The following is a 25,188-nucleotide window of genomic DNA, read 5'->3' on the forward strand; positions in this document are numbered from 1 at the left end:
GAGCTCGACTTCGCCGAGAGCCTGCGCGCCCGCGTCGAGGCCCTGGCCGGGCTGCCCGAGAGCGTCCTCGGCGAGGTGCGCGCTGCCGTCCGGCTCACCGCCGGGGCCCGCACCCTGGTCCGCACCCTCAAGCGGCTCGGCTTCACCGTCGCCGTGGTCTCCGGCGGCTTCATCGAGGTGGTCGGCCCCCTGGCCGAGGAGCTCGGCATCGACCACGCCGAGGCCAACCGGCTCGAGGTGGTCGACGGCGTGCTCACCGGCAACGTCGTCGGCGAGATCGTCGACCGGGAGGGCAAGGCGCGGGCCCTGCGCCGCTTCGCGGAGCAGGCCGGGCTCCCCCTCTCGCGCACCGTGGCCATCGGCGACGGCGCCAACGACCTGGACATGCTCGCCACGGCCGGCCTCGGGATCGCCTTCAACGCCAAGCCGATCGTGCGCGAGCAGGCCGACACCGCGGTCAACGTGCCCTACCTCGACGCCGTGCTCTACCTGCTCGGCATCACCCGCGAGGAGATCGAGGACGCCGACGAGGCCGACGGCCTGACCACCCCCGCACCCGCGGTCCCACGCTAGGCGAGCCGGAAGGCGGTTCCCCGCTAGGCCGGCTCGGGCGTCCGGGCCACCAGCTCGGGGTCGGGCACCGCCGGAGCAGGGTCGGGCAGCACCCGGGCCGACTCCAGCACCGCCCGGGCGAGTGCCACCACCTCGGCGGCGTCGGCAGCGGCGAACGCGACGTCCTCCCCCGCCCGCGCGCGCAGGCACCGGCCGACCAGCTCGGCGTGGTCCGGGAACTGCTCCAGGGCGTACTGCCCGGCCGCGGTCTTGGCCACCACGTGCCCGGTCACGAGCAGGGCGTGCAGCCGCGGCAGGCCGAGCACGGTCCAGACCGCTGTGCCCGCGACCTCGTCCGGGTTGGCCAGCTCCTCCGGGGTCGCCGCCTCGATCTCGTCCACCAGCGGGGCCCAGTAGTCCTCGAGGTTGCGCCGCGTGAACGCCACGAGCCGGTCGTGGTCGTCGTCGATGACGAGGCCGGGGCACTCACGCACCGGCACGGCATACCGGGCCATCTCCGACCAGGTGACCGGCGAGACCTGCGCCGGCAGCGGCCCCTCGCGCCACGTCCCCCGCAGTGTGCCGGGGGCGCGGGTCACGGTCCCGGGGTCGCCGGCGAGGTCGGCCGGGGTGAGGTAGACGACGTCGTATGCCGGTGGGCCGGCGATGCGCTCGTGGATCGCCTGCAGCGCCGAGCAGTCCTGCGGCACCACGTCGAGCACCACCACCGCGTCGACGTCGCTGGTGTGCAGGTGGAAGTCGCCGGCGGCGACCGACCCCGTGAGGTAGAGCCCCAGGCAGGCGCTAGGCAGGGCGGCGTCGAGCGCGCGCAGGTGGCTGGTGGTCAGGTCCGCGACGACGGGATGCATGGCCCACACCCAACCGCACCGAGGGGGCGACGTCGCGCCGGGACACCCGCCATACCGGGAGGAACCGGGCGCGGCCCGGGGCGCGGGGACCGGCCCGTCCGGGTGACGCGCCGGGGTCGGTGCGACGTCCCGCGCCCCGCGGCTTCTAGACTCCGGCAATGGAACCCGCTGCACGAACCGCGCTGCTGATCATCGGTGGGGCCGAGGACAAGCACGGCCGCGTCACCATCCTGCGCCGCTTCGTCCGCCTCGCCGGCGGCCGCAAGGCCAGCCTCGTCATCGTCCCGACGGCCTCCTCGATCCAGGAGGAGGCGGTCGAGGTCTACTCCGGCCTGTTCCACCGGCTCGGCGTCGCCGACGTCGCCACCGTCAACCCGGCCTCCCGGCTGGAGGCGGACGACCCCGAGCTGGTCGCGGCCCTCGACCGTGCGACCGGGGTGTTCATGACCGGCGGCAACCAGCTCAAGCTCAGCCAGTACCTCGTGGGCACCCCGCTCGGCGAGGCCATCGCCCGCGCCCACGAGCGCGGCGCGGTCGTCGCGGGCACCTCCGCCGGGGCCTCGATCATGAGCCAGTTCATGATCTCCCTCGGCGACGAGGGTGTGACCCCCCGCCAGCGCACCAGCCAGCTGACCGCCGGCCTGGGCCTGCTGCCCGACGTCATCGTCGACCAGCACTTCGACCAGCGCTCCCGCTACGGGCGCCTGTTGTCGCTGGTGGCGAGCTCGCCGAACCTGCTCGGCATGGGCATCGACGAGGACACCGCGGTCGAGGTCACCGACCGCCGGCACCTGACCGTGCTCGGCTCCGGAGCGGTGCTCGTGGTCGACGCCCGGCACGCGATCACCGACGCCCACGAGGCCCGGCGCGACGCCCCGCTGCTCGTGTCCGGGGCGGTGGTGCACGCCCTCCCGGCCGGCGCTACGTTCGACCTGCACACGGCGACCCTCACGGACTTCGCCGAGCAGCACCCGGACAGCCCGGCAGCCCCGAAGACGGTGGCGCCGAAGCAGGCGGCGGAGGCGGCCGGCGGGCGCAGGAATCAGGTGACGGCCACCGTGCGCGACTGACCGCCGCACCACTCGAGGAGGGCCTTGTGGCCACCGACCGTCCGACCCCCGCCGGCCCCGCCAAGCCCGACCTGAGCATCATCGAGTCGCGGGTCTACCGCGGACCGAACGTGTGGTCCTACGAGCCAGCCATCCACCTCACCCTCGACCTCGGGATCCTGGAGGACTACCCCACCGACACCCTCGACGGCTTCACGGACCAGCTGCTGGAGCTGCTGCCGGGGCTGGAGCGGCACACCTGCTCGCGCGGGGTCCGCGGAGGCTTCGTCGAGCGGCTGCGCGAGGGCACGTGGCTGGGCCACGTCACCGAGCACATCGCGCTGCAGCTGCAGCAGGAGGCCGGCCACGACCTGCGCCGCGGCAAGACCCGCCAGGTCAAGGGCCGGCGCGGGCTCTACAACGTCATCTACGCCTACACCGACGAGCGGGTCGGCCTCGACGCCGGCCGGCTGGCGGTGCGGCTGGTCAACCACCTGGTCGAGCCAGAGGACGGCTTCGACTTCGCCGAGGAGATGGACGCGTTCCTGCGGCGGGTCCAGCGCCTGGCCTTCGGGCCCTCGACCGCCGCGATCCTGGAGGAGGCGGTCAGCCGCGACATCCCGTGGATCCGGCTCAACGAGTACTCCCTCGTGCAGCTCGGGCAGGGCGTCCACGCCCAGCGGATCCGGGCCACGATGACCTCGATGACCGGCGCCCTCGCGGTCGACATCGCCGGCGACAAGGAGCTGACCACCCGGCTGCTGGCCTCCGCCGGCCTGCCGGTCCCCCGCTCGGAGGCGGTCCGCTCGGTCGAGCGGGCGGTCGCGGTCGCCGAGCGGATCGGCTACCCGGTCGTGGTCAAGCCGCTGGACGGCAACCACGGCCGCGGCGTGTGCCTGGACCTGCAGGACGCCGACGCGGTGCGTGAGGCGTTCCCGGTGGCCCAGGGCGAGTCCCGTCGCGGGTCGGTCATCGTCGAGACGTTCGTGACCGGGCGCGACTACCGCTGCCTCATCATCGGCGGCCGGATGCAGGCCATCGCCGAGCGGGTGCCCGCCCACGTCCTCGGCGACGGCGAGCACACCGTGGCCGAGCTCGTCGAGATCACCAACAGCGACCCGCGCCGCGGCGTGGGCCACGAGAAGGTGCTCACCAAGCTCAAGGTCGACGACGCCGCGGTGGAACTGGTGCGCAGCCAGGGCTTCGGCATGGACGACGTCCCCCCGGCCGGCGAGATGGTCAAGCTGGCGCTGACCGGCAACATGTCCACCGGCGGCATCTCGGTGGACCGCACCTTCGAGGCCCACCCGGACAACGTCGAGATCGCCGAGGAGGCGGCCCGGATGATCGGGCTCGACGTCGCCGGCATCGACTTCATCTGCCCCGACATCGCCTCCCCGGTGCGCGAGACCGGCGGCGCGATCTGCGAGGTCAACGCCGCGCCCGGCTTCCGGATGCACACCCACCCCACCGTCGGCGAGCCGCAGTTCATCGCCAAGCCGGTGGTGGACCTGCTCTTCCCGCCCGGCGCCCCCTCGCGGGTGCCGATCGTCGCGGTGACCGGCACCAACGGCAAGACGACCACGGCCCGGATGATCTCCCACATCTTCAAGGGCCTGGGCCGCAAGGTCGGCATGACCTCCACCGACGGCGTGGTCATCGACGAGCGCCTGGTCATCAAGGCCGACGCGTCCGGCCCGAAGTCGGCGCGGATGGTCCTGCAGAACCCGCGCGTCGACTTCGCGGTCATGGAGGTCGCCCGCGGCGGCATCCTGCGCGAGGGCCTGGGCTACGACCGCAACGACGTCGCCGTCGTCACCAACGTGGCCCCCGACCACCTCGGCATGCGCGGCATCGACACCCTCGAGCAGCTCGCCGACGTCAAGGCCGTGGTCGTCGAGGCCGTGCCGCGGGACGGCTTCGCCGTCCTCAACGCCGACGACGAGCTGGTGCGGGCGATGCGGCGGCGCTGCTCCGGCTCGGTCGTGTGGTTCTCGATGGAGCCCCCCGGCAGCAAGGTGCGCGAGTTCATCGACGAGCAGTGCCGCCGCGGTGGCCGCGCGGTCGTGCTCGAGCCCACCGACAAGGGCGACATGATCGTCATCCGCCACGGTCGCCGGACGATGCAGCTGGCGTGGACCCACCTGCTGCCGGCCACGTTCGGCGGCGCCGCGAAGATGAACGTCGCCAACGCCCTGGCCGCTGCAGGCGCCGCGTTCGCCGCGGGCGCCCCGCTGCACGACATCCGTCAGGGCCTGCGCACGTTCACCACGTCCTACTACCTCTCCCCCGGACGGATGAACCTGCTCGACGTGCGCGGCGTCGACGTCGTGGTCGACTACTGCCACAACGCGCCCGGCATGCGGATGCTGGGCGACTTCGTGGAGTCCTACTCCGAGCAGAAGACCGGGCTGACCGACCTGGGCAAGTCCTCGCGGATCGGCATGATCGGCGCCGCAGGCGACCGCCGCGACGAGGACATGCGCGAGCTCGGTGCGATCGCCGCCGACCACTTCGACGTGATCGTGGTGCGTGAGGACGCCCACCTGCGCGGGCGGGAGAAGGGCGTGGCCGCCGAGCTGGTGGCCGAGGGCGTCCGGGCCCGGATGGCCCAGGACGGCGTGCGCTGCAGGCAGGTCGAGATCGTCACCGAGGAGCTCGACGCGGTGCGCCACTGCATGGCCCGGGCCAACCCCGGCGACCTCGTGGTGCTGTGCGTCGACAAGCACCCGGTGGTGCTGGCCGAGCTGGAGTCGCTGACCCAGCACGCCCAGGCTGGTGCGCACAGCACCGAGGTGGCCGGCGACCCGGACCTCGACCCGGCCGAGCTGCACGAGGCTGCCCAGGTGGCCGGCGACCAGGCGGCAGCCAGCGCCGAGGCCTGAGGACTCAGGCGGGAGCCCAGGCGATCCTGACGTCGGGCTCCCGCTCCTCGTTGTCGGCGCCGTCGGTCTCGTACAGCTCGACGCACCCGCGGGCGGCGTAGAACGCGCGCGCCGGGGCGTTGCGCTGGAACGTCCACAGCTCGAACCCGGTCGGCTCCAGCTCGGTGGCACGAGCGAACAGCGCCGAGCCCACACCGCAGCCCTGCGCGTCCGGGTCGACGTAGAGGTGGTTCAGCTCACCGGGCAGCACCTCGGCGAAGCCCACCACGGCGCCGTCCCGTTCGGCCACGAGGACCCGCCCGTCGGTGCGTACCGGCAGCCCGCCGAACCACCAGCGGACCTCCTCCTCGGTGCGCGGCGACCACAGCCACGGCATCGCGGTATGCCGTGCAGCCAGGAAGACGTCCGCGATCCGCGAGCCGTCCCCCGCCCGGGCGTCACGCACCGAGACCCCGGTCGACCGTGCCGTCACCGCAGCGCGGCGGCGTAGCGGTGCAGCGCGGCGCGGTAGGCCTCGCCGTCGGCGTCGCCGGAGTGCGCCAGCAGGGCGTCGACCAGGTCGGCGACCGCGGCCCCGGCCCGGCCCGCGTCGAACGCCGCCAGCGCCCGGAACGCGATCACGGCGGTGCTGCCGGGCCGCTGGTCGACGAGCCGGTCGAGGATCTCCAGCGCCGCGGCCGGGTCGCCCAGCGCCCGGCGGCTGGAGGCCAGCTGGATCTCGGCCCGGTGCCGGTGCGGCTCGCGCAGCCCGGCCGCCAGGGCCTGCTCGTAGTAGCCGACCGCCTCGGCCTCCTGGCCTGCCGCGTCGAACGCCCCGCCCAGCTCGAACAGCAGGCGCGCGTCGCCGGGGTGGGCCGAGAGCAGCGCCTGGGCGTCCGCGATACGGGCCTCGGCATCCTCGCGCTCCCACAGGGCGGTGATCGCCGCCTCCTGCTCGTGCTCGCCGCGGGCGGCGACGACCTTGCGGCGGATGGCCGCCGCGTCGTCGGGGGTGGCACCCTCCTCGGTCAGCCACGCGTCGAGCAGGACCCGGTCGGAGTGGCACATCACGGCCACGACGTCCCCGTCCGAGGCGCGGGCGACCAGGGCCTTGAGACCGTCCAGCTCGGTGGAGTGCGAGTCGATCTCGGCGACACCGACGCGGGACAGCCCGATGCGCAGCTGGGTCTCGAGGTCCTCCATGGTGCGCCCGCGCAGGTAGTGCTCCTTGTGCACCGCCGCGATGGTGTCGGCGCGGCGCCCGGCCAGCTCGCCCAGGGACTGCAGGAGGTCGTCGGTGCGGTCCCCGGCTGTGCCCAGGCCCAGGTGGACCAGCGCGCCGGGCACGCGCAGCCCGTCGCACACCCTCAGCAGCGCCTCGAGGCCGGCCTCGTTGTGGGCCAGGTCGACGATGACGGTGACCGTGCCGCCGTCGGCCAAGGGGTAGGTGTAGACGTTCATCCGGCCGGGGTTGTGGGCCGGGTCGGGCGCGAACGTGCGCAGCCCCTCGATGACGGCCTGGCGCGGCAGGCCGAGCCCGAGCGCGGCCGCGGTGGCCGCGAGCGCGTTGGCGATGTTGTGCTCGGACAGGCCCGACAGGGTCACCGGCACGTCGAGGATCGCGGCGAGGTGGTCGGGGTCGGCGCCGGGGTGCAGGACGACGATGTCGCCGTCGAGCACGGTCACCCCGCGGCCACCGGCGGCGAGGGACTCCCGCAGCGCCGGCGAGTCGGGGTCGAGGCTGAACGCCCACGGCCGGGCCTTGATCCGGGTGCGCATCGCCCACACGCGCGGGTCGTCGCCGTTGAGGACCACCCAGCCGTCGGGCCGGGTGGCCAGGGTGACGATGGCCTTGACCTCGGCGAGCTGGTCGATCGTGTCGATGCCCTGGAGGCCGAGGTGGTCGGCCGAGACGTTGGTGACGACGCTGACGTCGTTGGCCGAGACGCCCATGCCCTTGAGCAGCATCCCGCCGCGGGCGGTCTCGAGGATGCCGAGCTGCACCCCCGGCGTGGACAGCACGGTGCGGGCGCCCGCGGGCCCGGAGTAGTCGCCCGGCTCGACCATCTCGCCCTGGGCGACGACGCCGTCGGTCGAGCTCCAGGCGGTGCGCAGGCCGGCGGTCATGCCGATGTGCGCCAGCAGCCGCGTGGTGGTGGTCTTGCCGTTGGTGCCGGTGATCGAGGCGACCGGCACCTTCGGGGTGACGACGTTCGGCTTGTCGCCGGGGTCAGCCGCGGTCACCGCCGCGATCACGCCCGCCACCGCCTCGTCGCCGACCGCCTCGACCGGGTCGAGCAGCGCGGTGAGCACCGGCGCGAGGGCCTCGCCGAGGGCCAGGCCGCGGCCGCGCCGCCGCCACGGGAAGGCCACGACGATCTCCTGGCGGCTGCCGCCGGTGCGGGTGCGCACGCTCAGCCGCGCCGTCCCCGACTCGGCCGCGACACGGCGCACCACGGCGGTGGTGAACCGCATGACGAACCGCTGCCGCTGCTCGGAGTCCGGAGCCCCCGGACGGGCACCCTTCAGGCCCACCCGGGCGGCGAGGGCGCGCAGCGCCGGCTCGGGCGCGGCGAGGTAGCCGGGCACCTGCAGGATGACCTTCATGGCCGGCTGGGCGGAGTAGAGGTTGGGGCCCTCGAGGACGCGCACTTCAGTGGCTGACACCGCGGCGGCAGAAGTCATGCGGCGGACTCTAGCCGCCCCTCACCACGCCGCCACCGCCGGTCACGCGGCGGACTCCAGCCGCCCGTCCACGACCTGCCACCGGCGGTGCAGGCCGACCCTCTCGGCGAACTCCTCGTCGTGGCTGACCACGAGCAGCGCCCCCCGGTACTGCGCCAGGGCCGCCTCGACGACGTCCAGGGAGTCGAAGTCGAGGTGGTTGGTCGGCTCGTCCAGCACGAGCACCCGGCTGGGGGTGTTGACCAGCATGGCGATGAGCAGCCGCCGCACCTGGCCGACCGAGAGGTCGCCGACGGCCCGCTCGCGGTCGTGGGCGTCGAACAGGAACCCCTCCAGCACCTCCTCAGCCTCCTCGAGGTACATCGGCACCTCCCGGCGGAACAGCTCGAGCGCGCTGATCCCCGTCGGCAGGTGCTCGTGCGTCTGCGGCAGGACGGCGGCGTCGCGCAGCAGCGGGGTGAGCGCCCGCAGCAGGCTGGTCTTGCCCGCCCCGTTGGCCCCGGAGAGCAGGATCCGGTCCTCACGGCGCACCCGCAGCGACGCGTCGCGCACGACGACCCGGTCCCCCGCCGCGACGTCCAGGCCGCGCACGTCGGCCAGGGTCTCCGGCGTCTCGCCGTCACCCACCTCGAACCGCAACGCCAGCGTGGGCCGGGTCTGCGGCTGCGCGATCCACGACGCCGCCTGCATCTGCCGGGCCAGCCGCCGCTCCCGCGACAGCGCCTTGCGCGCCACCTTGCGGGCGAGCCGTCGCGCCGAGGGGTTGCGCGGGTTGGCGACCTCGACGCCGCGGGCGTACTCCTTGGTCCGCTCGATGTCGTCGGCCAGGGCGCGGCGGTACTTCTCCTGCGCCTCGAAGTCCAGCAGCAGCCGCTCCCAGCGGCGCTGCTTCTCCACCCGGTATGCCGTGTAGCCGCACCCCGGGTAGTCCAGCAGTCCGGGCGCGATCCCGTCGAGCTCCACCACGCGGTTGACCACCGTGTCGAGGAAGCGCCGGTCGTGGGAGATCACGAGCACCGCACCCCCGAAGGAGGCCAGGTGCTTGCCGAGCCAGGACCGGCCCTCGGCGTCGAGGTGGTTGGTCGGCTCGTCCAGCAGCAGCACGTCGGGATCGGTGACCAGGAGCCGGGCGAGCATCACCCTCGACTGCTCACCGCCGGAGAGCGAGCCCATCGGGCGGTCGCCGGCGATCCCGGCCTCCGTGGCGACGCCCAGACGCGAACGCACCTGGTCCAGCCGGGCGAGGGTGGCCCAGCCCCCGAGGGACTCGAACACCTCGACGGCAGCGGCGTACCCGGCCATGGCGCGGTCGGCAGCGCGGGCGTCGACGACGCCCTCGCCCGGGACGGCGCCGGACGCCAGCTCAGCCTCCAGCGCGTGCATCCGCTCCCGCGCGGCCGCCCACTGCGGCGCACCGGAGAGGACGAACTGCGCGACCGGCATACCGGGGTCGGGGGCCTCCTGGGCCTGCCAGCCCACGGTGAGGCCGGGTGAGCGCACCACGGCGCCGGAGGTGGGCTCCTCCACCCCGGCGAGCAGGCGCATCAGGGTGGACTTGCCGGTGCCGTTGGGGCCGACGAGGCCCACCCGGTCCCCGGGGCTCAGGGTCAGGTCGAGGTCCTCGAAGAGCGGCTCGAGGTCGTAGTGCTTGGACAGCGAAACAGCGCGCAACATGGGCGGCTCCCTCACGCAGGATCGAACGGGTCGCGGATCGGCGTGAGCGCGGACGGACGGGTCGGCAGGCGGGCCCGGAGGGCACCGCGGCGACGCGCGTCGGGTCAGCGCGAGGGAGAAATGATCACGGCCGCAGCATGGCGGACCATGCTGCGGCCGGGCAAGCGGATTACCGGCGCGGGGTCACTGCCCCATCGCGTGGACGCCGCCGTCGACGTGGACGATCTCGCCGGTCGTGGCCGGGAACCAGTCGGACAGCAGCGCGACGCAGGCCCGGGCCGCCGGGGCCGGGTCGTTGATGTCCCAGCCCAGCGGTGCGCGCTCGGACCAGGTCTGCTCGAACTGCTCGAAGCCGGGGATCGACTTGGCAGCGGTGGTGCGGATCGGGCCGGCCGAGACCAGGTTGACCCGCACGCCCTTGGGGCCGAGGTCGCGCGCGCAGTAGCGGCTCGTCGCCTCGAACGCGGCCTTGGCCACGCCCATCCAGTCATAGACCGGCCAGGCGAACTTGGCGTCGAAGGTCAGCCCGACGACGCTGCCACCCTCGCTCATCAGCGGCAGCGTGGCGACGGCGAGCGCCTTGAGGGAGTAGGCGGAGGCGTGCATCGCCGTGGCCACGTCGTCCCAGGTGCCCTCGAGGAAGTTGAACGCGCCCTGCGGGGCGAAGCCGATCGAGTGCAGCACCCCGTCGAGGCTGCCGAGGACCTCACCGGCACGCTCGGCCAGCGTGTCGAGGTGCTCCTGGTTGGTGACGTCGAGCTCGATCACCTGGGGCGTGGTGGGCAGCCGCCTCGCGATCGTCTGCGTGATCTTCATGGTGCGGCCGAAGGAGGTCAGCACCACCTCGGCGCCCTGCTCCTGGGCGAGCCTGGCCACGTGGAAGGCGATCGAGGAGTCCATGAGGACTCCGGTGACGAGAAGCTTCTTGCCCTCGAGGATTCCCATTGCGTCGTTGCTCTCTCTCGTGTGCGGGGTCGGTGGGCTGCCGTGCGTCAGTGGCCCATGCCCAGGCCGCCGTCGACCGGGAGGACCGCGCCGGTGATGTAGGCCGCGTCGTCCGAGGCGACGAAACGCACCGCGGCCGCGACCTCGGCCGGCGTCGCGAAGCGCCCGGCCGGGATGGTGGCCAGGTAGGCCTTCTTGCGGTCCTCGGGCAGCTCGGCGGTCATGTCGGTCTCGATGAAGCCGGGCGCCACGACGTTGGCCGTGATCCCCCGGCCGCCGAGCTCGCGCGAGATCGAGCGGGCGAGGCCGACCAGGCCGGCCTTGCTGGCGGCGTAGTTGGTCTGGCCGGGCGAGCCGTAGAGCCCGACCACGCTGGAGATGAACACGATCCGGCCCCTGCGCAGGCGGATCATGCCCTTGCTCGCACGCCGGGCGCAGCGGAACGCGCCGGCGAGGTTGGTGTCGATGACGGAGTCGAACTCCTCGTCGCTCATGCGCATCAGCAGCGTGTCGCGGGTGATGCCGGCGTTGGCGATGAGCACCTCCACCGGACCGCCGAGCAGCTCCTCTGCCTCGGTGAAGGCGGCGTCGACGGAGGCGGAGTCGGTGACCTCGCACTTCACGGCGCGCAGGCCCTCGGGGGCGTCACCGGAGCGGTTGGTGATGACGACGTCGTCGCCCGCCTCCGCGAAGGCCCGTGCGATGGCCAGGCCGATGCCCCGGTTTCCTCCGGTGACGAGCACGTTGCGCGGGTCGGCCATGGGTGGGGTCCTCCAGGGTCTCGGGCGGTCCGGTTTCGTTCGGAACCTAGTCCACTACCGGTGGGTACGCCGCATCGGCAGCGACGTATCGTGAGGGGGTGAGACGGCGAAGCGGTCACCCCCAGGACCCGGTCTACTCCGTCACCAGCGCGCCGGAGTCGCTGCGCGACGACCAGGCCGAGCGGATGCGCCGCTACCTGGTCTCGATGGGCATCCGCACCGTCTGCTTCCTGCTCTCCGTGCTCGCCATCGTGGTGCTGCACTGGACGCTGGTCGGGTGGATCCTCGTCGTGGGTGCGGTGATCCTGCCCTACGTCGCCGTCGTGATGGCCAACGCGACCCGGGCCCGCGCCGTCGGCACGGTCGCCCCGGTCCCCCCGCCGGACCAGCGCCGGATCCGGGAGCGTCCCGAGGACCGGCAGTGAGCCTGCTGGGCGCCACGGGCGATGCCGACGGGTATGCCGGGCGGTTGGTCTGCAGCGCCAAGGGCTGCCGCGCGGACGCGGTCTACGGGCTGCTGTGGAACAACCCCGCGCTGCACACGCCGGACCGGCGCAAGACCTGGCTGGCCTGCGAGGACCACCGCACGACCCTGGGCGACTTCCTCAGCGTGCGCGGGTTCCTCAAGGACGTGGTGCCGGTCGGCGAGCTGACCGACGAGACCGTCTGACGACTCCCGGCCTGCGGACTCCCGGGCTGTCGGTGGGTGGACGCATGGTGGAGCCATGGACATTCGATACGTCACCAGCGTCTCGGTCGTCAGCGCCCATCCGGTGCAGGACCGGCACCTGTTCGTGGACGCCCTGGGTCTGCCGCTGCAACCGGCCGGCGCCGAGGGCTCGGACTACGTCTTCTCCGAGGCGGTGGCCGGCACGCGACACTTCGGTGTCTGGCCGCTCGCCGAGGCCGCCGTGTCGTGCTTCGGCCAGGCGTCCTGGCCCGACACCCACCCCGTGCCGCAGGCCAGCATCGAGTTCGAGGTGGATGACGTCGAGGCCGCCGCGCAGGAGCTGGAGGCGCAGGGCTACACGCTGTTGCACCCGCCACGCACCGAGCCCTGGGGCCAGACGATCGCCCGGTTGCAGACGCAGGACGGCCTCCTGGTCGGCGTGTGCTTCACGCGGTGACGACACGAGCGGGGTGAGCCCCTGCACGCCGCGGGCCGATGCCAGCGGTTTGCGGCGGCCGGCCGCCCGGCCGCCGTGCCAGGGCAGCCGGCGGGGGGCTCAGCCGCCGATCGCGGACATGGGCCGGGCCGGCTGGTGGAAGTCGGGGTCGCCGATGCCGTGGCCCCGGGCCTTGCGCCACATCTCCCCGCGCACCAGCTCGGCCAGCTCCTCGTCGGACGCTCCCTCGCGCAGCGGGCCGCGCAGGTCGACCTCCCCGGCGGCGAACAGGCAGTTGCGCACCTGGCCGTCGGCAGTGAGCCGGACCCGGTCGCAGGCCGCGCAGAACGGCGCGGTGACGCTGGCGATGACGCCCACCGTCTCCGGGCCGCCGTCGACGAGGAACAGCTCGGCCGGGGCGCTGCCGCGCTCGGCGGAGGGCAGCGGGGTCAGCGTGAACCGCTGCGAGAGCCGGTGGCGCAGCTCCTCGGCGGTGACCATCTCGCTGCGCTCCCACGAGTGCTGGGCGTCCAGCGGCATCTGCTCGATGAAGCGCAGGCTGTAACCGCGGTCCAGGCACCACTGCAGGACGTCGGCGACCGAGTGGTCGTTGACCCCGCGCATCGCGACGGCGTTGACCTTGACCGGGGTCAGCCCGGCGTTGGCCGCCGCCTTGAGGCCCTTCTCCACGTCGGAGAACCGGTCGCGCCGGGTCAGGGCCTCGAACTCGGCCGGGTCGATCGTGTCGAGGCTGACGTTCACGCGGTCCAGGCCCGCGGCGGCCAGGGGGCCGGCGAGCCGGTCGAGGCCGACACCGTTGGTGGTCATGGCGATCTGCGGCCGCGGTGACATCTGCGCGATACCGGCGACGACCTCGACCAGGGAGCGCCGCAGCAGCGGCTCACCCCCGGTGAGGCGCACCTGGCGCACCCCCAGCCCGACGAAGATGCCGATGACGCGCAGCAGCTCGGCGTCGGTGAGCATCTCCGGCTTGGGCAGCCACGGCAGCCCCTCGGCCGGCATGCAGTAGGTGCAGCGCAGGTTGCACCGGTCGGTCACGGACACGCGCAGGTCGGTCGCCACCCGCCCGAAGGTGTCCGGCAGCCCGGTGGGGCGTACCTGGGGCATCGGGAGGCTCGTCATGACTCCAAGGGTATGCCGGGTAACGTCAAGACGTGCTGAAGGTGCTCCTCACCCGTCGGTGGCTGGCCGCGTTGGCGGCGGCTGCCGTGTTCGCCGTCGCCTGCTTCTACCTCGGGCGGTGGCAGTGGGGCCGGCACGTCAACGCGCACGCCAAGGCGCACCGCATCACCTCGCACTACACCGCAGCGCCCGAGCCGCTGAGCAGGGCCTTGCCGAGCGTGGGGACCCCGCTGCCGCTGTCGGAGGAGTGGACGCCGGTGCGCGTGACCGGCACCTACGACGCCCAGGGGCTGCAGCTGGTGCGCAACCGACCCAACGACGGGAACTACGGCTACGAGGTGGTCGTCCCGCTGCAGGTGCCCGGCGGCGCCCTCCTCGTCGACCGCGGCTGGATCGACAACGCCCAGACCGCGGCGTCACGCCCGGACATCCCGGCAACCCCGACCGGCACGGTGACGGTGACCGGCTGGCTGCGCCAGGGCGAGCCGAGCCTGCACAAGGAGATGCCGACCGGGCAGCTCGCCTCGATCAACCTGCCCGAGGCCGCCCAGGCGACCGGCACCCAGCTCTACGGCGGCTACCTCATCGTCAAGTCCGAGCAGTCGGCCTCCTCCGAGCCCATCGCCCGGGCCACGCCCCTGGCCGCGCCGGACACCGACGAGGGCCCGCACCTGGCCTACGCCTTCCAGTGGTGGCTGTTCGGTGTGGCCGGGTTCGTCCTCGTCGGGGTCGGCATCCGGCGCGAGGCGGACGAGCAGAAGGCCGTCGCCGCGGGCCTGCCCCCGCAGCCGAAGCCGAAGAAGGTGCGGATCTGGGACGAGGAGGACGCCTGAGGGCCGCGCCACGGTGTGCCACCGTGGCAGGCAGGAAGGAGGCCGGCCATGATCCTCCCGAAGGCTCGGGACCCGCGCTTGGTGACGATCCGCCGCGGCGGGACGCTCACCGACGCCGACCACCAGCTGCTCGCCCTGTGGGCGGCCTCGTGCGCGGAGCACGTCCTTCCCCTCTTCGAGATGGCTCGACCTGGTGACCCGCGACCGCGTCAGGCGATCGAGCACGCCCGCGCCTGGGCGAGTGGCGAGGCCACGATGACCGAGGCTCGCGCGGCGGGCGGCCACGCCATGGGCGCGGCCAGAGAGCTGCGCGGGGCGGCACGGCACGCCGCCTACGCTGCCGGCCAGGCCGGGGCCGTCGCGCACGTCGCAGCACACGAGCTCGGTGCGGCCGCGTATGCGATCAGGGCCGCCCGTGCTGCCGCGGCGGGTGGCGAGGCCGAGGCCGCGGGGCGGCTCGAGTGCCGATGGCAGCGCAACCAGCTCCCGACGGCGATTCGCGAGCTCGTCCTCGACGACCAGCGACTGCGGAACGACCTCTGCTGGTCGGTGTTCGACGGCTGAGCCGCGCGTGGGCTGCGAGCCTGGCGCCGCTGCCCGGCGCCCGTGGGCTCGGTCGCAGGCAGTCCGGCTGCGGGCTGACGCGCCTGCGCGCCGTGGGCCGCCTCCTCGGGCACGATGAGCCCATGGAGCTGGGGCTGAGGGACCGGGTGTACGTCGTCAGCGGGGCCTCGCGGGGGCTGGGGTTCGCCTCGGCCGAGGCGCTCGTGGCCGAGGGGGCGCGCGTGGTGCTGTGCGCCCGCGACGAGGCCGCGGTGACCAGCGCCGCGGGCCGGCTCGGCGGCCCTGACCACGCGATCGGGATCGCCGGTGACCTGGCGGCCCCGGCGACCGCCGACGCGCTGGTGGCGGCCGCGATGGCCCGCTACGGCCGGATCGACGGTGCGGTCATCAGCGTCGGCGGGCCCCCGCACGGTGCGGTCGAGGACGTCACCGATGAGGTGTGGCGCTCGGCGTTCGAGTCCGTCTTCCTCGGCCCGTTGCGGCTGGCCCGCGCCACGCTGGCCACCAGCACCCAGGAGGGGGTCAGCATCACCTTCATCCTGTCGACCTCGGTGCGGGCGCCGCTGCCCGGGCTGGCGCTGTCCAACGGCCTGCGGCCCGGGCTGGCCATGGCCGCCAAGACCTTGGCCGACGAGTTCGGCCCACGTGGCGCCCGGGTCAACGCGATCCTGCCGGGCCGGATCGACACCGACCGGGTCCGTGAGCTCGACGAGGCGACCGGCCGCCCGCAGAGCACCCGCCGCGAGCGCGAGCAGCACATCCCGCTGCGCCGCTACGGCCGGCCCGAGGAGGTGGGCCGGGTCGCGGCGTTCGTCGCCTCGCCCGCCGCGTCGTACATGACCGGCGCCATGGTCTCCGTCGACGGCGGGTCCACCCGCAGCCTCTGAGCCGCGGGACGAAGGGCACGCGCGGCCCGGACGCGGGACGCGACGATTGAGTCCACTGAATCGTGGACCAAGGAGGGCTGTCATGGGCCTCCCGGCTCCGTCACAGCGGCGCGCGATGGGCCGGGCCCTGCGCAGCACTGTCCCACGCTCGAGCCATGCCTGCTGGCAGCCGCCGGACTCCCGCCCGGACCCGGTGGCCACACTGCGCGCCACCGACGCCGAGCGCCTTCCTGAGCTGCTCGCCCTGCGGTACGGCCGCATGGCTGCCTCCCCGTTCACGTTCCTGCGCGGCTCCGCCTCGGTGATGGCCGCAGACCTGGCCACGACCGCGCAGTCCGGTCTGTGGGTGCAGGCCTGCGGCGACGCCCACATCGGCAACTTCCGCCTGCTGGGCACCCCCGAGCGGGAGATCAACTTCGACATCAACGACTTCGACGAGACGCTCCCGGCGCCCTTCGAGTGGGACCTGAAGCGCCTGGCCGCCAGCACGGTGGTGGCCGGCCGACAGAACGGCTTCTCGCCCGAGGTCTGCAGCGGAGCGGCCACGGCAGCGGCGCGCAGCTACCGGCTCCGGATGGCGGAGTACGCCAGGGCACGTCCGCTGGAGGTCTGGTACTCGAGCATCGACAGCCTGACCCTCCAGGCCGTCGTCACGCACGCGCAGATCGACGCGCAGCAGAAACGCCTGGCCCACCGCCGCATCGGGAAGGCACGCCGCAAGGACAATCTCAGGGCGTTTCGTCGCCTCACCACCACTGTGGACGGGACCTTGCGCTTCCGCGACGACCCGCCCCGTCTCTACCACCACCCGCAGGACGACGACATCGTGCATCGCGCGATGAGCGCCTACCGCAGCACGCTCCCGCACCACGTACAGGTGCTGTTCGACCGTTTCGAGCTCGTGGACTACGCCGTCAAGGTGGTCGGCGTGGGCAGCGTCGGCACCCGCTGCTGGGCGGTGCTCTTCGACGCGGGCGACGCCAGGGCTCCCTTGGTGCTGCAGGTCAAGCAGGCGGGCCGGTCGGTCCTCGAGCCGCATGCGAAGCCGGCCGAGCAGGACCACCAGGGCCGGCGCGTGGTCGAGGGGCAGCGCGTCATCCAGTCGGCGGGCGACATCTTCCTGGGTTGGACCAGCGGAGCGGTCGACGGCGTGGACTACTACGTGCGCCAGCTCTGGGACATGAAGGGCAAGGTCGACACCGAGCTGATGAGCGGGGAGTCCCTGGTGCTGTTCGCCGAGCTCTGCGGGTGGACGCTGGCCCGCGCCCACGCGCGCAGCGGCGACGCCGGCGCGATCCATGGCTACCTCGGGTCGGGCCAGGGCTTCGACCGGGCCATCGCCAGGTTCGCCGTCGACTACGCCGACCAGACCGAGCGCGACCACGAGCGGCTCTGCGCGGCGATCGGCAGGGGTGAGGTCCCCGGCGCCGACGACTCCTGACCCGGACGGCCCAGGGCCGACCCGGTGCCGGCCCTGGCGTTCACGCCACCCGTGCGGGCATCAGTCGGCGCCACCTGTCGCAGCAGCCGCTCGTGGCGTCAGGCGACGCTGCCCTGGTCGGCGAACTGGGTCGTGTAGAGGTCGGCGTAGAGGCCGCCCTTGGCCAGCAGCTCCAGGTGCGTGCCGCGCTCGACGATCCGTCCGGCCTCGACCACGAGGATCTGGTCGGCCCCGCGCACGGTGGACAGGCGGTGGGCGATGACCAGCGCCGTGCGGCCGTGCAGCGCGGTGTCGAGCGCCCGTTGGACCGCCACCTCGGACTCGCTGTCGAGGTGGGCGGTCGCCTCGTCGAGGACGACCAGGCCGGGGCTCTTGAGCAACAGCCGGGCGATGGCCAGGCGTTGCTTCTCGCCACCGGAGAGCCGGTGCCCGCGGTCGCCGACGACCGTGTCCAGACCCTCGGGCAGCTGCGAGACCAGGTCCCACACCTGGGCCGCGCGCAGTGCCTCGACCATCTCGGCCTCGGTGGCCGAGGGCCGGGCGTAGGCGAGGTTGGCCCGGATGGTGTCGTGGAACAGGTGCGCCTCCTGCGTCACCACACCGACGACGTCGTGCACCGACTCCAGGCTGGCGTCGCGCAGGTCCACCCCGTCCAGCCGCACCGCGCCGGAGCTGGGGTCGTAGAGCCGGGCGACCAGCGAGGTGATCGTGGTCTTGCCGGCGCCGCTCGGGCCGACCAGGGCCACGAGCTCACCCGGGGCGGCACGGAACGTCACGTCCTTGAGCACCGTCTCCCCGCCGCGGCGGTCACCGGAGGCGACCTGCTCCAGCGAGGCCAGGGAGATCTGGTCGGCCGCGGGGTAGCCGAACGCCACGTGGTCGAAGTCGACCGCGACCGGGCGGCGCTCCAGCGCGACCGGCTCCGGCTTCTCCTTGACCAGCGGCTCGAGGTCGAGCACCTCGAAGACCCGCTCGAAGGAGACCAGCGCGGTCATGACGTCGACGCGCACGTTGGACAACGCGGTCAGCGGGCCGTAGAGCCGGCCCAGCAGCGCCGCAAGCGCCAGCAGCGTGCCCACGGTGAGCCCGCCGTTGACGGCCATCACGCCGCCGACGCCGTAGACCATCGCCGTCGCGAGGGAGGCGACCAGGGTCAGCCCGACGAAGAAGACGGCGCGGTTGAGCGAGATCCGCACGCCGATGTCGCGCACCTGCCCGGCCCGCTCGGCGAACTGCTCGTCCTCGGTGTGCGGCCGGCCGAACAGCTTGACCAGCAGTGCCCCTGCCACGTTGAACCGCTCGGTCATGCGGGTGCCGAGCTCGGCGTTGAGGCCCATCTGCTCGTGGGCCAGGCCGGCCAGCTTCTTGCCCATCATGCGGGCCGGGACGAGGAAGAAGGGCAGCAATGCCAGCGAGAGCAGCGTCAGCAGCCAGGAGCGGGTGGCCATGGCGATGACGATGAAGACCAGCGAGACGGCGTTGCTCACGACACCGGACAGGGTGGAGGTGAACGCCTGCTGGGCGCCGATGACGTCGTTGTTGAGCCGGCTCACCAGCGCGCCGGTCTGGGCGCGGGTGAAGAACGCGATCGGCTGGCGCAGCACGTGGCTGAAGACCTCGGTGCGCAGGTCGTAGATGAGCCCCTCACCGATCCGGGAGGAGTACCACCGCTCGACCAGGCCGAGCAGGCCGTCGACCACCGCCAGCGCCGCCACCACCAGGGCCAGGCCGACAACCACGGCGGAGTCCTTGGGGATGACACCCTTGTCGACGATCTGCCCGAGCAGCAGCGGCGTGGCCACGACGAGGGCGGCGTCGACCACGACGAGGACGAGGAACAGGACGATCTGCCGCTTGTAGGGCCGGGCGTAGCCGAGCACCCGCTTGCCGGTGCCCGGGGCCAGCTTGCGCTGCGCCACCGACGAGTCGCGGGTCAGCGACCGCATCATCATCCAGCCCGACATCGACATGTGCTCTCCGCTCTGCACGCGCCCTCCCGCAACCCGCGGGACCACGTGCCTTCGTCATCCTCGTCGGGTCCGACAACACCGCCGGGTCAGGCTTGCTTCCCGCCCCCGCGCACCATCGCGGTGAGCAGGCGAGCCTGGGCCTGCCGCTCGGAGCGCTGCTGCTCCTCCGGTGTGGCGTGCACGGCGGAACCCAGCAGCGGCTTCAGCTCCCGCAGGGCCGCCGCCGGGGCACCCAGCAGCGCCTCGGCCAGGTCGCGGGCGACGGCGTCGAGCTCCTCGCCGGGGACGGCGATGGAGGCGAGGCCGGCGCGGACGGCCTCCTCGGCATACACGAACCTGCCGGTGGCGCAGATCTCCAGCGCCCGGGCGTACCCGACCAGGCGCACCAGGGGCGAGGTGCCGGTGAGGTCGGGCACCAGGCCCAGGCTGGTCTCGCGCATGGCGAGCTGCACGTCGTCGGCGACCACGCGCAGGTCACAGGCCAGGGCGAGCTGGAAGCCGGCGCCGATGGCGTGGCCCTGCACCGCGGCGATGGTCACGGCGGGCACCTCGGACCAGATGGCGAACCCGCGCTGGAACCCCTCGATGGCCTCGGTGAGCGGGTCCTCCCCCTGCGCGGCGAGGCCGAGGACGCTGACCTCGCCCGGGGCGCCCTGCGGGGTGAGCATGGCCCGGTCCAGGCCGGCGGAGAACGACGGCCCCTCGGCGCGCACGATGACCACGCGCACACCGGGGTCGAGCGACTCCCCGACCGAGGCGAGCGCCGTCCACAGGCTCGGCGTCTGGGAGTTGCGGCGTCCGGGGTTGTCGAGGGTGAGCGTCAGCAGCTCGCCGTCGCGCTCGGCGCGCAGGTGCGGGTGGGGCCGGGAGGTCTCGGTGCTCGTCACGCCCGCGACCCTAGGGGACTCAGGCCAGGGCGATGAGGTCGCGGTAGTCGGCGTTCCAGTGGTCCTCGACACCATCGGGCAGCAGCAGCACCCGCTCCGGCTCGAGCGCCTCGACCGCGCCCTCGTCGTGGCTGACGAGGACGACCGCGCCCTTGTAGGTCTTGAGCGCGCCGAGGATCTCCTCGCGTGAGGCCGGGTCGAGGTTGTTGGTCGGCTCGTCGAGCAGCAGCACGTTGGCCGAGGAGACGACCAGCATGGCCAGGGACAGGCGCGTCTTCTCGCCACCGGAGAGGACCCCGGCCGGCTTGTTGACGTCGTCGCCGCTGAACAGGAACGACCCCAGCACCTTGCGGGTCTCGGTCTCGTTGAGGTCCGGCGCGGAGGACTTCATGTTCTCCAGCACGGTGCGGTCGGTGTCGAGGTTCTCGTGCTCCTGGGCGTAGTAGCCCAGCTTGAGCCCGTGCCCCGGCTCCACGTCGCCGGTGTCCGGGGCGTCGACCCCGGACAGGATCCGCAGCAGCGTGGTCTTGCCGGCGCCGTTGAGGCCGAGCACGACGACCCGGGAGCCGCGGTCGATGGCCAGGTCGACGTCGGTGAAGATCTCCAGCGACCCGTAGGACCGGGACAGCCCGGAGGCGCGCAGCGGGGTCTTCCCGCACGGGGCGGGGTCGGGGAAGCGCAGCTTGGCCACCTTGTCGGCGACCCGCTCCCCCTCGATGCCGGACAGCAGCCGCTCGGCGCGCTTGGCCATGTTCTGCGCCGCCGTGGCCTTGGTGGCCTTGGCCCGCATCTTGTCGGCCTGGGCGAGCAGGGTGCTGGCCTTCTTCTCGGCGTTGAGCCGCTCCCGCTTGCGCCGGCGCTCGTCGGTCTCGCGCTGCTGCAGGTAGGCCTTCCAGCCGACGTTGTAGAGGTCGAGCTCGGCCCGGTTGGCGTCGAGGTGGAACACCCGGTTGACCACGGTGTCGAGCATCTCGACGTCGTGGCTGATGATGATCAGCCCGCCCTTGTAGGCGCGCAGGTAGTCGCGCAGCCAGATGATCGAGTCGGCGTCGAGGTGGTTGGTCGGCTCGTCCAGCAGCAGGGTCTGCGCCCCGGAGAACAGGATCCGCGACAGCTCCACCCGGCGGCGCTGGCCACCGGAGAGGGTGACCAGCTCCTGGCCGAGGATGCGCTCGTCCAGCCCCAGCGCGGAGGCGATGGCCGCGGCCTCGGACTCCGCGGCATACCCCCCGCGCGCGGCGAACTCCTCGTCGAGGCGCGCGTAGCGGGCCATCGCCTTGTCGCGCGTCTCGTCGTCGGCGCTGGCCATCGAGCCCTCGGTCGCGCGCAGGTCGCGGATGATCCGGTCCAGACCACGGGCGGACAGGATCCGGTCGCGGGCCAGCACGTGCAGGTCTCCGGTGCGCGGGTCCTGCGGCAGGTAGCCGACCTCGCCGGAGGTGGTCACCGAGCCGGCGGCCGGGCTGCCCGCGCCGGCCAGGACCTTGGTCAGCGTCGTCTTGCCGGCGCCGTTGCGCCCGACGAGGCCCACCCGGTCCCCGGCCGCGATCCGGAACGTCGCGTCGGCCAGCAGCAGCCGTGAGCCCGCGCGCAGCTCGATCCCGGTGGCGGCGATCACGGCAGGCTCCTTGAGGTGGTGCGGGTGGGGGGTGAGGCCCCGGGTATGCCGTGTGCCCGCCCGTGGCGGGCGGCGGACGGTCCGGGCCGGCTGGCTAGTCTACGGTGCACCGACCCCTCGCCCCGACGACGCGACCTGCCGGAGGCACCGCATGAGCTTCAACGACGACGCCGGCCTGGACACCTCGCAGGTCGAGAGCGGCGGCGGTGGCGGGTTCCCCGGGGGCGGCCTGGTCGTCGGTGGCGGCGCCGGCGGCATCCTGCTGCTCATCCTGGCGCTGGTGTTCGGCCCGGGCGTGCTCGGTGGCCAGGACCCTTCGACGGCGGGCAGCGCGGGCGGTGCGGGCGGGACCGGGACCGGCCAGAGCGAGATCGCGCAGCGGTGCCGGACCGGCGCCGACGCCAACGCCAACGTCGAGTGCCGCGTGGTCGGCACGGTCAACAGCGTGCAGTCCTACTGGGCCACGGCCCTGCCCCGGTTCTTCGGCACCAACTACACCCGCGCCACCACCCGGCTCTACTCCGGCGCCGTGCCCTCGGCCTGCGGCACCGCCTCCAACCAGGTCGGCCCGTTCTACTGCCCGCGCGACGGCAAGGCCTACATCGACGCCAGCTTCTTCAGCGAGCTCACCTCCCGCTTCGGCGCCGACAGCGGGGCGCTGGCGCAGGAGTACGTCGTGGCCCACGAGTACGGCCACCACGTCCAGGACCTGCTCGGCGTGCTCGACGCCGCCCAGCAGGACCCGCAGGGCCCCGAGAGCGGGTCGGTGCGCATCGAGCTGATGGCCGACTGCTTCGCCGGGGCGTGGGCGCACGACGCCAGCACGACCACCGACGCCCAAGGCAACACCTACCTGAAACCGTTGACGCAGAACGACATCCGCTCGGCACTGTCGGCGGCCTCGGCGGTCGGCGACGACCGGATCCAGCAGAAGGCCCAGGGCCGGGTCACGCCGGAGTCGTGGACCCACGGCTCCAGCGCGGAGCGGCAGAAGTGGTTCCTCACGGGGTACCGATCGGGCGATCCACGCCAATGCGACACCCTGCACGCAACCAGCCTCAACTAGGCAGGTAGACACAGATTTTACTGTTGTAGACGGTTGTCACAGCCGCATGCACGCGCTCCACTGACTGACGTCATGTCCCGAGCCAGACGGCCACAGGCCGTCCCGACTCCAGCCAAGGGAGTACACGTGCAGAGGATCCACCGTTCCTGTCTTGCGCTGGCGGCCGCGACCACCCTCGTCGCGGCCACCACCGTCTCCGCCTTCGCCGCCCCCTCGGGCTCCGGGCGCACGGTCCTGGGCGACTCGGTCGCGCCCTGGGCCACCTCCGCCCACCGGGTCGGGGCCTCGGCCACCGGCACGACCGTCGACTTCCGGGTCTACCTCGGCTGGCGCGGTGACCCCGCGTCGCTGGCGACCGCGGTCTCGACACCTGGCAACCCGGCATACGGGCACTTCCTGACGAGCGCGGACTTCCGCGCGCGCTACGCCCCGACGCAGTCCGACGTCAACGCGGTCAGCAGCTGGCTCAAGGCACAGGGCTTCAAGGTCGGCCATGTGCCGACCAACCGCCACTACGTCGAGGCCGTGGGCACGGTTGCCCAGGCGTCCTCGGCCTTCGGCACGTCCTTCAGCGACTACTCCTACGCCGGGGCTCGGCTGCGGGCCAACAGCGCGCCGCTGAGCCTGCCCTCCTCCCTGCCGGCCGTGCAGGCGGTGGTCGGCCTGGACGAGTCCTCGGCCCTGACCGACCCGCAGGCCTCCCCGTCGGCGCCCCCGCCGGACGTCTTCGTCAACGGCCGGCCGTGCTCGGACTGGTGGGGCCAGAAGACGGTGCAGAACACCGCGACCCCGGACGGCACCACCCTGCCGTCCACCCCGTCCGCCTTCGCGCCGTGCGGGTATGCCGGTGCGCAGCTGCAGGGCGCGTACGGCATGTCCGGGGCGATCGGCTCGGGCAACGACGGCAGCGGCGTGACCGTGGCCGTCGTCGACGCGTACGCCTCGCCGACGATCGCGCAGGACGTCGAGACCTACTCGACCCGGCACGGGCTGCCCTCGCTGCGCGGCCACTTCACCCAGGTCGTCGCGCCCGGCACGTTCACCCGGCCGCAGAACCCGGCGCAGGACCCGCAGGGCTGGAGCGGTGAGGAGACCCTCGACATCGAGGCCGTGCACACCATGGCCCCCGGTGCCGACATCGTCTACGTCGGCTCGGCGAACAACTACCAGGACATGGACGCGGCGCTGAACCACGTCGTCGACAGCCACCTGGCCGACATCGTGACGAACTCCTACGGGTTCTCCTCCGAGGCGCTTCCGCCCGGCTACGTCAAGCCGATGAACGACACGCTCGTCCAGGCCGCGGCCACCGGCATGAGCGTCTTCTTCTCCTCCGGCGACAACGGCGACGAGACCGACGGGGTCGCCGGTGCCACCCCGACACCGGACTGGCCGGCCTCCAGCCCGTGGGTGACCGCGGTCGGCGGCACCTCGCTCGGGGTCTCGCAGTCCAACGGCCGCGTCTTCGAGCTCGGCTGGGAGACCGGCAAGAGCACGCTGAGCAACGGCGCCTGGACGACCCCCGCCTACCTGTACGGCAGCGGAGGTGGGACGAGCCGCCTGTTCAGCCAGCCGGCATACCAGGCGGGCGTGGTGCCCTCGGCAGTGTCGCAGCGCTACGGCGGTGCGGCGATGCGCGTCGTGCCCGACGTGGCCGCGGTCGGCGACCCGACCACGGGCATGCTCATCGGCCAGACGCAGCGGTTCCCCGACGGCCACGACGCGTACTCGGAGTACCGCATCGGCGGCACCAGCCTGTCCTCGCCGCTCTACGCGGGCATGTTCGCCCTCGCGGTGCAGAAGGCCGGCCACGGCTTCGGCCTGGCCAACCCGGCCCTGTACGCCGCGCGGTCGGCCACGCTGGACATCACCAAGGCCGACCTGGGCACCTACCCCGGGGCGGTGCGGGTCGACTACCGCAACGGCGTGGACGAGTCCAACGGCTACGCCTACACGGCGCGGTGGTTCGACCGTGACGACAACCTCACGATCCACGTGCGGCCCGGCTACGACGACGTGACGGGTATCGGTTCGCCGACCGGCCAGGCGTGGCTGGACTCCGTGGCCTCCCACGGCTGAGCCGCTCCCACCGGGGCCGGGGTGGACCACCACCCCGGCCCCTGACCGTGTCCCCGCAACCTGACCAGCCCCGCCGAGGTCGACGAAACGCACACTTCCGCGGGGGTTCGTGTCGCGTTCGTCGACCTCACGTCTGCTGTGCCCCGGGGGCCGCGGATGTCCACAAGGGTTCGGGTGTCCGTCCCACCATCCACA

Annotated in this window: 22 protein-coding genes; 12 read left to right on the forward strand and 10 right to left on the reverse strand. The window is 73.2% G+C overall.

Annotated features, from left to right (window positions below; genetic code table 11):
• On the forward strand, positions 1–573 hold a 573-nt coding region (serB, locus tag VF825_RS06260; RefSeq protein ID WP_331111275.1), incomplete at its 5' end, for a phosphoserine phosphatase SerB.
• Between the two features lie 23 nt (positions 574–596).
• On the opposite strand, the gene VF825_RS06265 is transcribed toward serB, so the two are convergent.
• The gene (locus tag VF825_RS06265) at positions 597–1,421 is read right to left on the reverse strand and encodes an aminoglycoside adenylyltransferase domain-containing protein (RefSeq protein ID WP_331111278.1); all 825 of its coding nucleotides are present in this window, start codon (positions 1,419–1,421) and stop codon (positions 597–599) included.
• A 158-nt stretch (positions 1,422–1,579) separates the two neighbouring features.
• Between VF825_RS06265 and VF825_RS06270 the strand changes: the two genes are divergently transcribed.
• Both VF825_RS06270 and cphA read left to right on the forward strand, forming a co-directional pair.
• Positions 1,580–2,491, forward strand: a complete 912-nt coding sequence (locus VF825_RS06270; RefSeq protein WP_331111280.1) for a cyanophycinase — start codon at positions 1,580–1,582, stop codon at positions 2,489–2,491.
• Between the two features lie 26 nt (positions 2,492–2,517).
• Positions 2,518–5,355: a cyanophycin synthetase gene (gene cphA, locus VF825_RS06275; protein WP_331111282.1), complete on the forward strand. Its 2,838-nt coding sequence runs from the start codon at positions 2,518–2,520 to the stop codon at positions 5,353–5,355.
• Between the two features lie 4 nt (positions 5,356–5,359).
• Here the strand turns inward: cphA and VF825_RS06280 are convergent, their stop codons facing one another.
• The 5 genes from VF825_RS06280 to VF825_RS06300 all read right to left on the reverse strand — a co-directional run bounded on the left by VF825_RS06280 (position 5,360) and on the right by VF825_RS06300 (position 11,399).
• Positions 5,360–5,827 (reverse strand): GNAT family N-acetyltransferase, encoded by a 468-nt coding sequence (locus VF825_RS06280; protein ID WP_331111284.1) that lies wholly within the window; start codon positions 5,825–5,827, stop codon positions 5,360–5,362.
• Complete coding sequence (locus VF825_RS06285; protein WP_331111286.1) at positions 5,824–8,019, reverse strand: tetratricopeptide repeat protein; 2,196 nt, start codon at positions 8,017–8,019, stop codon at positions 5,824–5,826. The genes VF825_RS06280 and VF825_RS06285 overlap by 4 nt, the downstream gene beginning before the upstream one ends.
• A gap of 42 nt (positions 8,020–8,061) precedes the next feature.
• Positions 8,062–9,693 (reverse strand): ABC-F family ATP-binding cassette domain-containing protein, encoded by a 1,632-nt coding sequence (locus tag VF825_RS06290; protein WP_331111288.1) that lies wholly within the window; start codon positions 9,691–9,693, stop codon positions 8,062–8,064.
• 183 nt (positions 9,694–9,876) lie between these two features.
• The gene (gene fabI / locus VF825_RS06295; RefSeq protein WP_331111290.1) at positions 9,877–10,638 is read right to left on the reverse strand and encodes an enoyl-ACP reductase FabI; all 762 of its coding nucleotides are present in this window, start codon (positions 10,636–10,638) and stop codon (positions 9,877–9,879) included.
• Between the two features lie 47 nt (positions 10,639–10,685).
• Entirely contained in the window at positions 10,686–11,399 is a 714-nt protein-coding gene (locus tag VF825_RS06300; protein WP_331111292.1) for a beta-ketoacyl-ACP reductase, read from the reverse strand.
• Between the two features lie 98 nt (positions 11,400–11,497).
• Here VF825_RS06300 and VF825_RS06305 point away from each other — a divergent pair, with 98 nt between their 5' ends.
• From VF825_RS06305 to VF825_RS06315, 3 genes are read left to right on the forward strand one after another with little or no spacing between them, the layout of a single operon-like run.
• Complete coding sequence (locus VF825_RS06305; protein ID WP_331111294.1) at positions 11,498–11,824, forward strand: DUF3099 domain-containing protein; 327 nt, start codon at positions 11,498–11,500, stop codon at positions 11,822–11,824.
• Positions 11,821–12,069, forward strand: a complete 249-nt coding sequence (locus VF825_RS06310; RefSeq protein ID WP_331111296.1) for a hypothetical protein — start codon at positions 11,821–11,823, stop codon at positions 12,067–12,069. The genes VF825_RS06305 and VF825_RS06310 overlap by 4 nt, the downstream gene beginning before the upstream one ends.
• A 55-nt stretch (positions 12,070–12,124) precedes the next feature.
• Positions 12,125–12,526: a VOC family protein gene (locus VF825_RS06315; RefSeq protein ID WP_331111298.1), complete on the forward strand. Its 402-nt coding sequence runs from the start codon at positions 12,125–12,127 to the stop codon at positions 12,524–12,526.
• A gap of 99 nt (positions 12,527–12,625) precedes the next feature.
• Here the strand turns inward: VF825_RS06315 and moaA are convergent, their stop codons facing one another.
• Complete coding sequence (moaA, locus tag VF825_RS06320; RefSeq protein ID WP_331111300.1) at positions 12,626–13,648, reverse strand: GTP 3',8-cyclase MoaA; 1,023 nt, start codon at positions 13,646–13,648, stop codon at positions 12,626–12,628.
• Positions 13,649–13,680: 32 nt separating this feature from the next.
• On the opposite strand from moaA, the gene VF825_RS06325 reads away from it, so the two are divergent.
• The 4 genes from VF825_RS06325 to VF825_RS06340 all read left to right on the forward strand — a co-directional run bounded on the left by VF825_RS06325 (position 13,681) and on the right by VF825_RS06340 (position 17,373).
• Entirely contained in the window at positions 13,681–14,481 is an 801-nt protein-coding gene (locus VF825_RS06325; protein ID WP_331111302.1) for an SURF1 family protein, read from the forward strand.
• A gap of 48 nt (positions 14,482–14,529) precedes the next feature.
• A complete protein-coding gene (locus VF825_RS06330) occupies positions 14,530–15,045 on the forward strand; it encodes a putative immunity protein (protein ID WP_331111304.1) in 516 nt (171 codons plus the stop codon).
• A 122-nt stretch (positions 15,046–15,167) separates the two neighbouring features.
• Positions 15,168–15,932, forward strand: coding sequence for an SDR family oxidoreductase (locus VF825_RS06335; protein ID WP_331111306.1), 765 nt, complete (start codon positions 15,168–15,170; stop codon positions 15,930–15,932).
• A gap of 82 nt (positions 15,933–16,014) precedes the next feature.
• A complete protein-coding gene (locus VF825_RS06340) occupies positions 16,015–17,373 on the forward strand; it encodes a DUF2252 domain-containing protein (RefSeq protein ID WP_331111308.1) in 1,359 nt (452 codons plus the stop codon).
• Between the two features lie 98 nt (positions 17,374–17,471).
• Here VF825_RS06340 and VF825_RS06345 read toward each other — a convergent pair whose 3' ends face one another.
• The 3 genes from VF825_RS06345 to VF825_RS06355 form a co-directional block, all read right to left on the reverse strand.
• The gene (locus VF825_RS06345; RefSeq protein ID WP_331111319.1) at positions 17,472–19,343 is read right to left on the reverse strand and encodes an ABC transporter ATP-binding protein; all 1,872 of its coding nucleotides are present in this window, start codon (positions 19,341–19,343) and stop codon (positions 17,472–17,474) included.
• 86 nt (positions 19,344–19,429) lie between these two features.
• Positions 19,430–20,230, reverse strand: a complete 801-nt coding sequence (locus VF825_RS06350) for an enoyl-CoA hydratase/isomerase family protein (protein ID WP_331111310.1) — start codon at positions 20,228–20,230, stop codon at positions 19,430–19,432.
• 19 nt (positions 20,231–20,249) lie between these two features.
• Positions 20,250–21,848 (reverse strand): ABC-F family ATP-binding cassette domain-containing protein, encoded by a 1,599-nt coding sequence (locus tag VF825_RS06355; RefSeq protein WP_331111313.1) that lies wholly within the window; start codon positions 21,846–21,848, stop codon positions 20,250–20,252.
• A gap of 151 nt (positions 21,849–21,999) precedes the next feature.
• On the opposite strand from VF825_RS06355, the gene ypfJ reads away from it, so the two are divergent.
• Both ypfJ and VF825_RS06365 read left to right on the forward strand, forming a co-directional pair.
• A complete protein-coding gene (gene ypfJ, locus VF825_RS06360; RefSeq protein WP_331111315.1) occupies positions 22,000–22,914 on the forward strand; it encodes a KPN_02809 family neutral zinc metallopeptidase in 915 nt (304 codons plus the stop codon).
• 126 nt (positions 22,915–23,040) lie between these two features.
• On the forward strand, positions 23,041–24,993 hold the full coding sequence (locus VF825_RS06365) for a S53 family peptidase (RefSeq protein WP_331111317.1): 1,953 nt from the start codon (positions 23,041–23,043) through the stop codon (positions 24,991–24,993).
• The last annotated feature ends 195 nt before the right edge of the window (positions 24,994–25,188 follow it).

Origin of the sequence: Oryzihumus sp., from assembly GCF_036391795.1 — a bacterium.
Lineage (GTDB): Bacteria > Actinomycetota > Actinomycetes > Actinomycetales > Dermatophilaceae > Oryzihumus.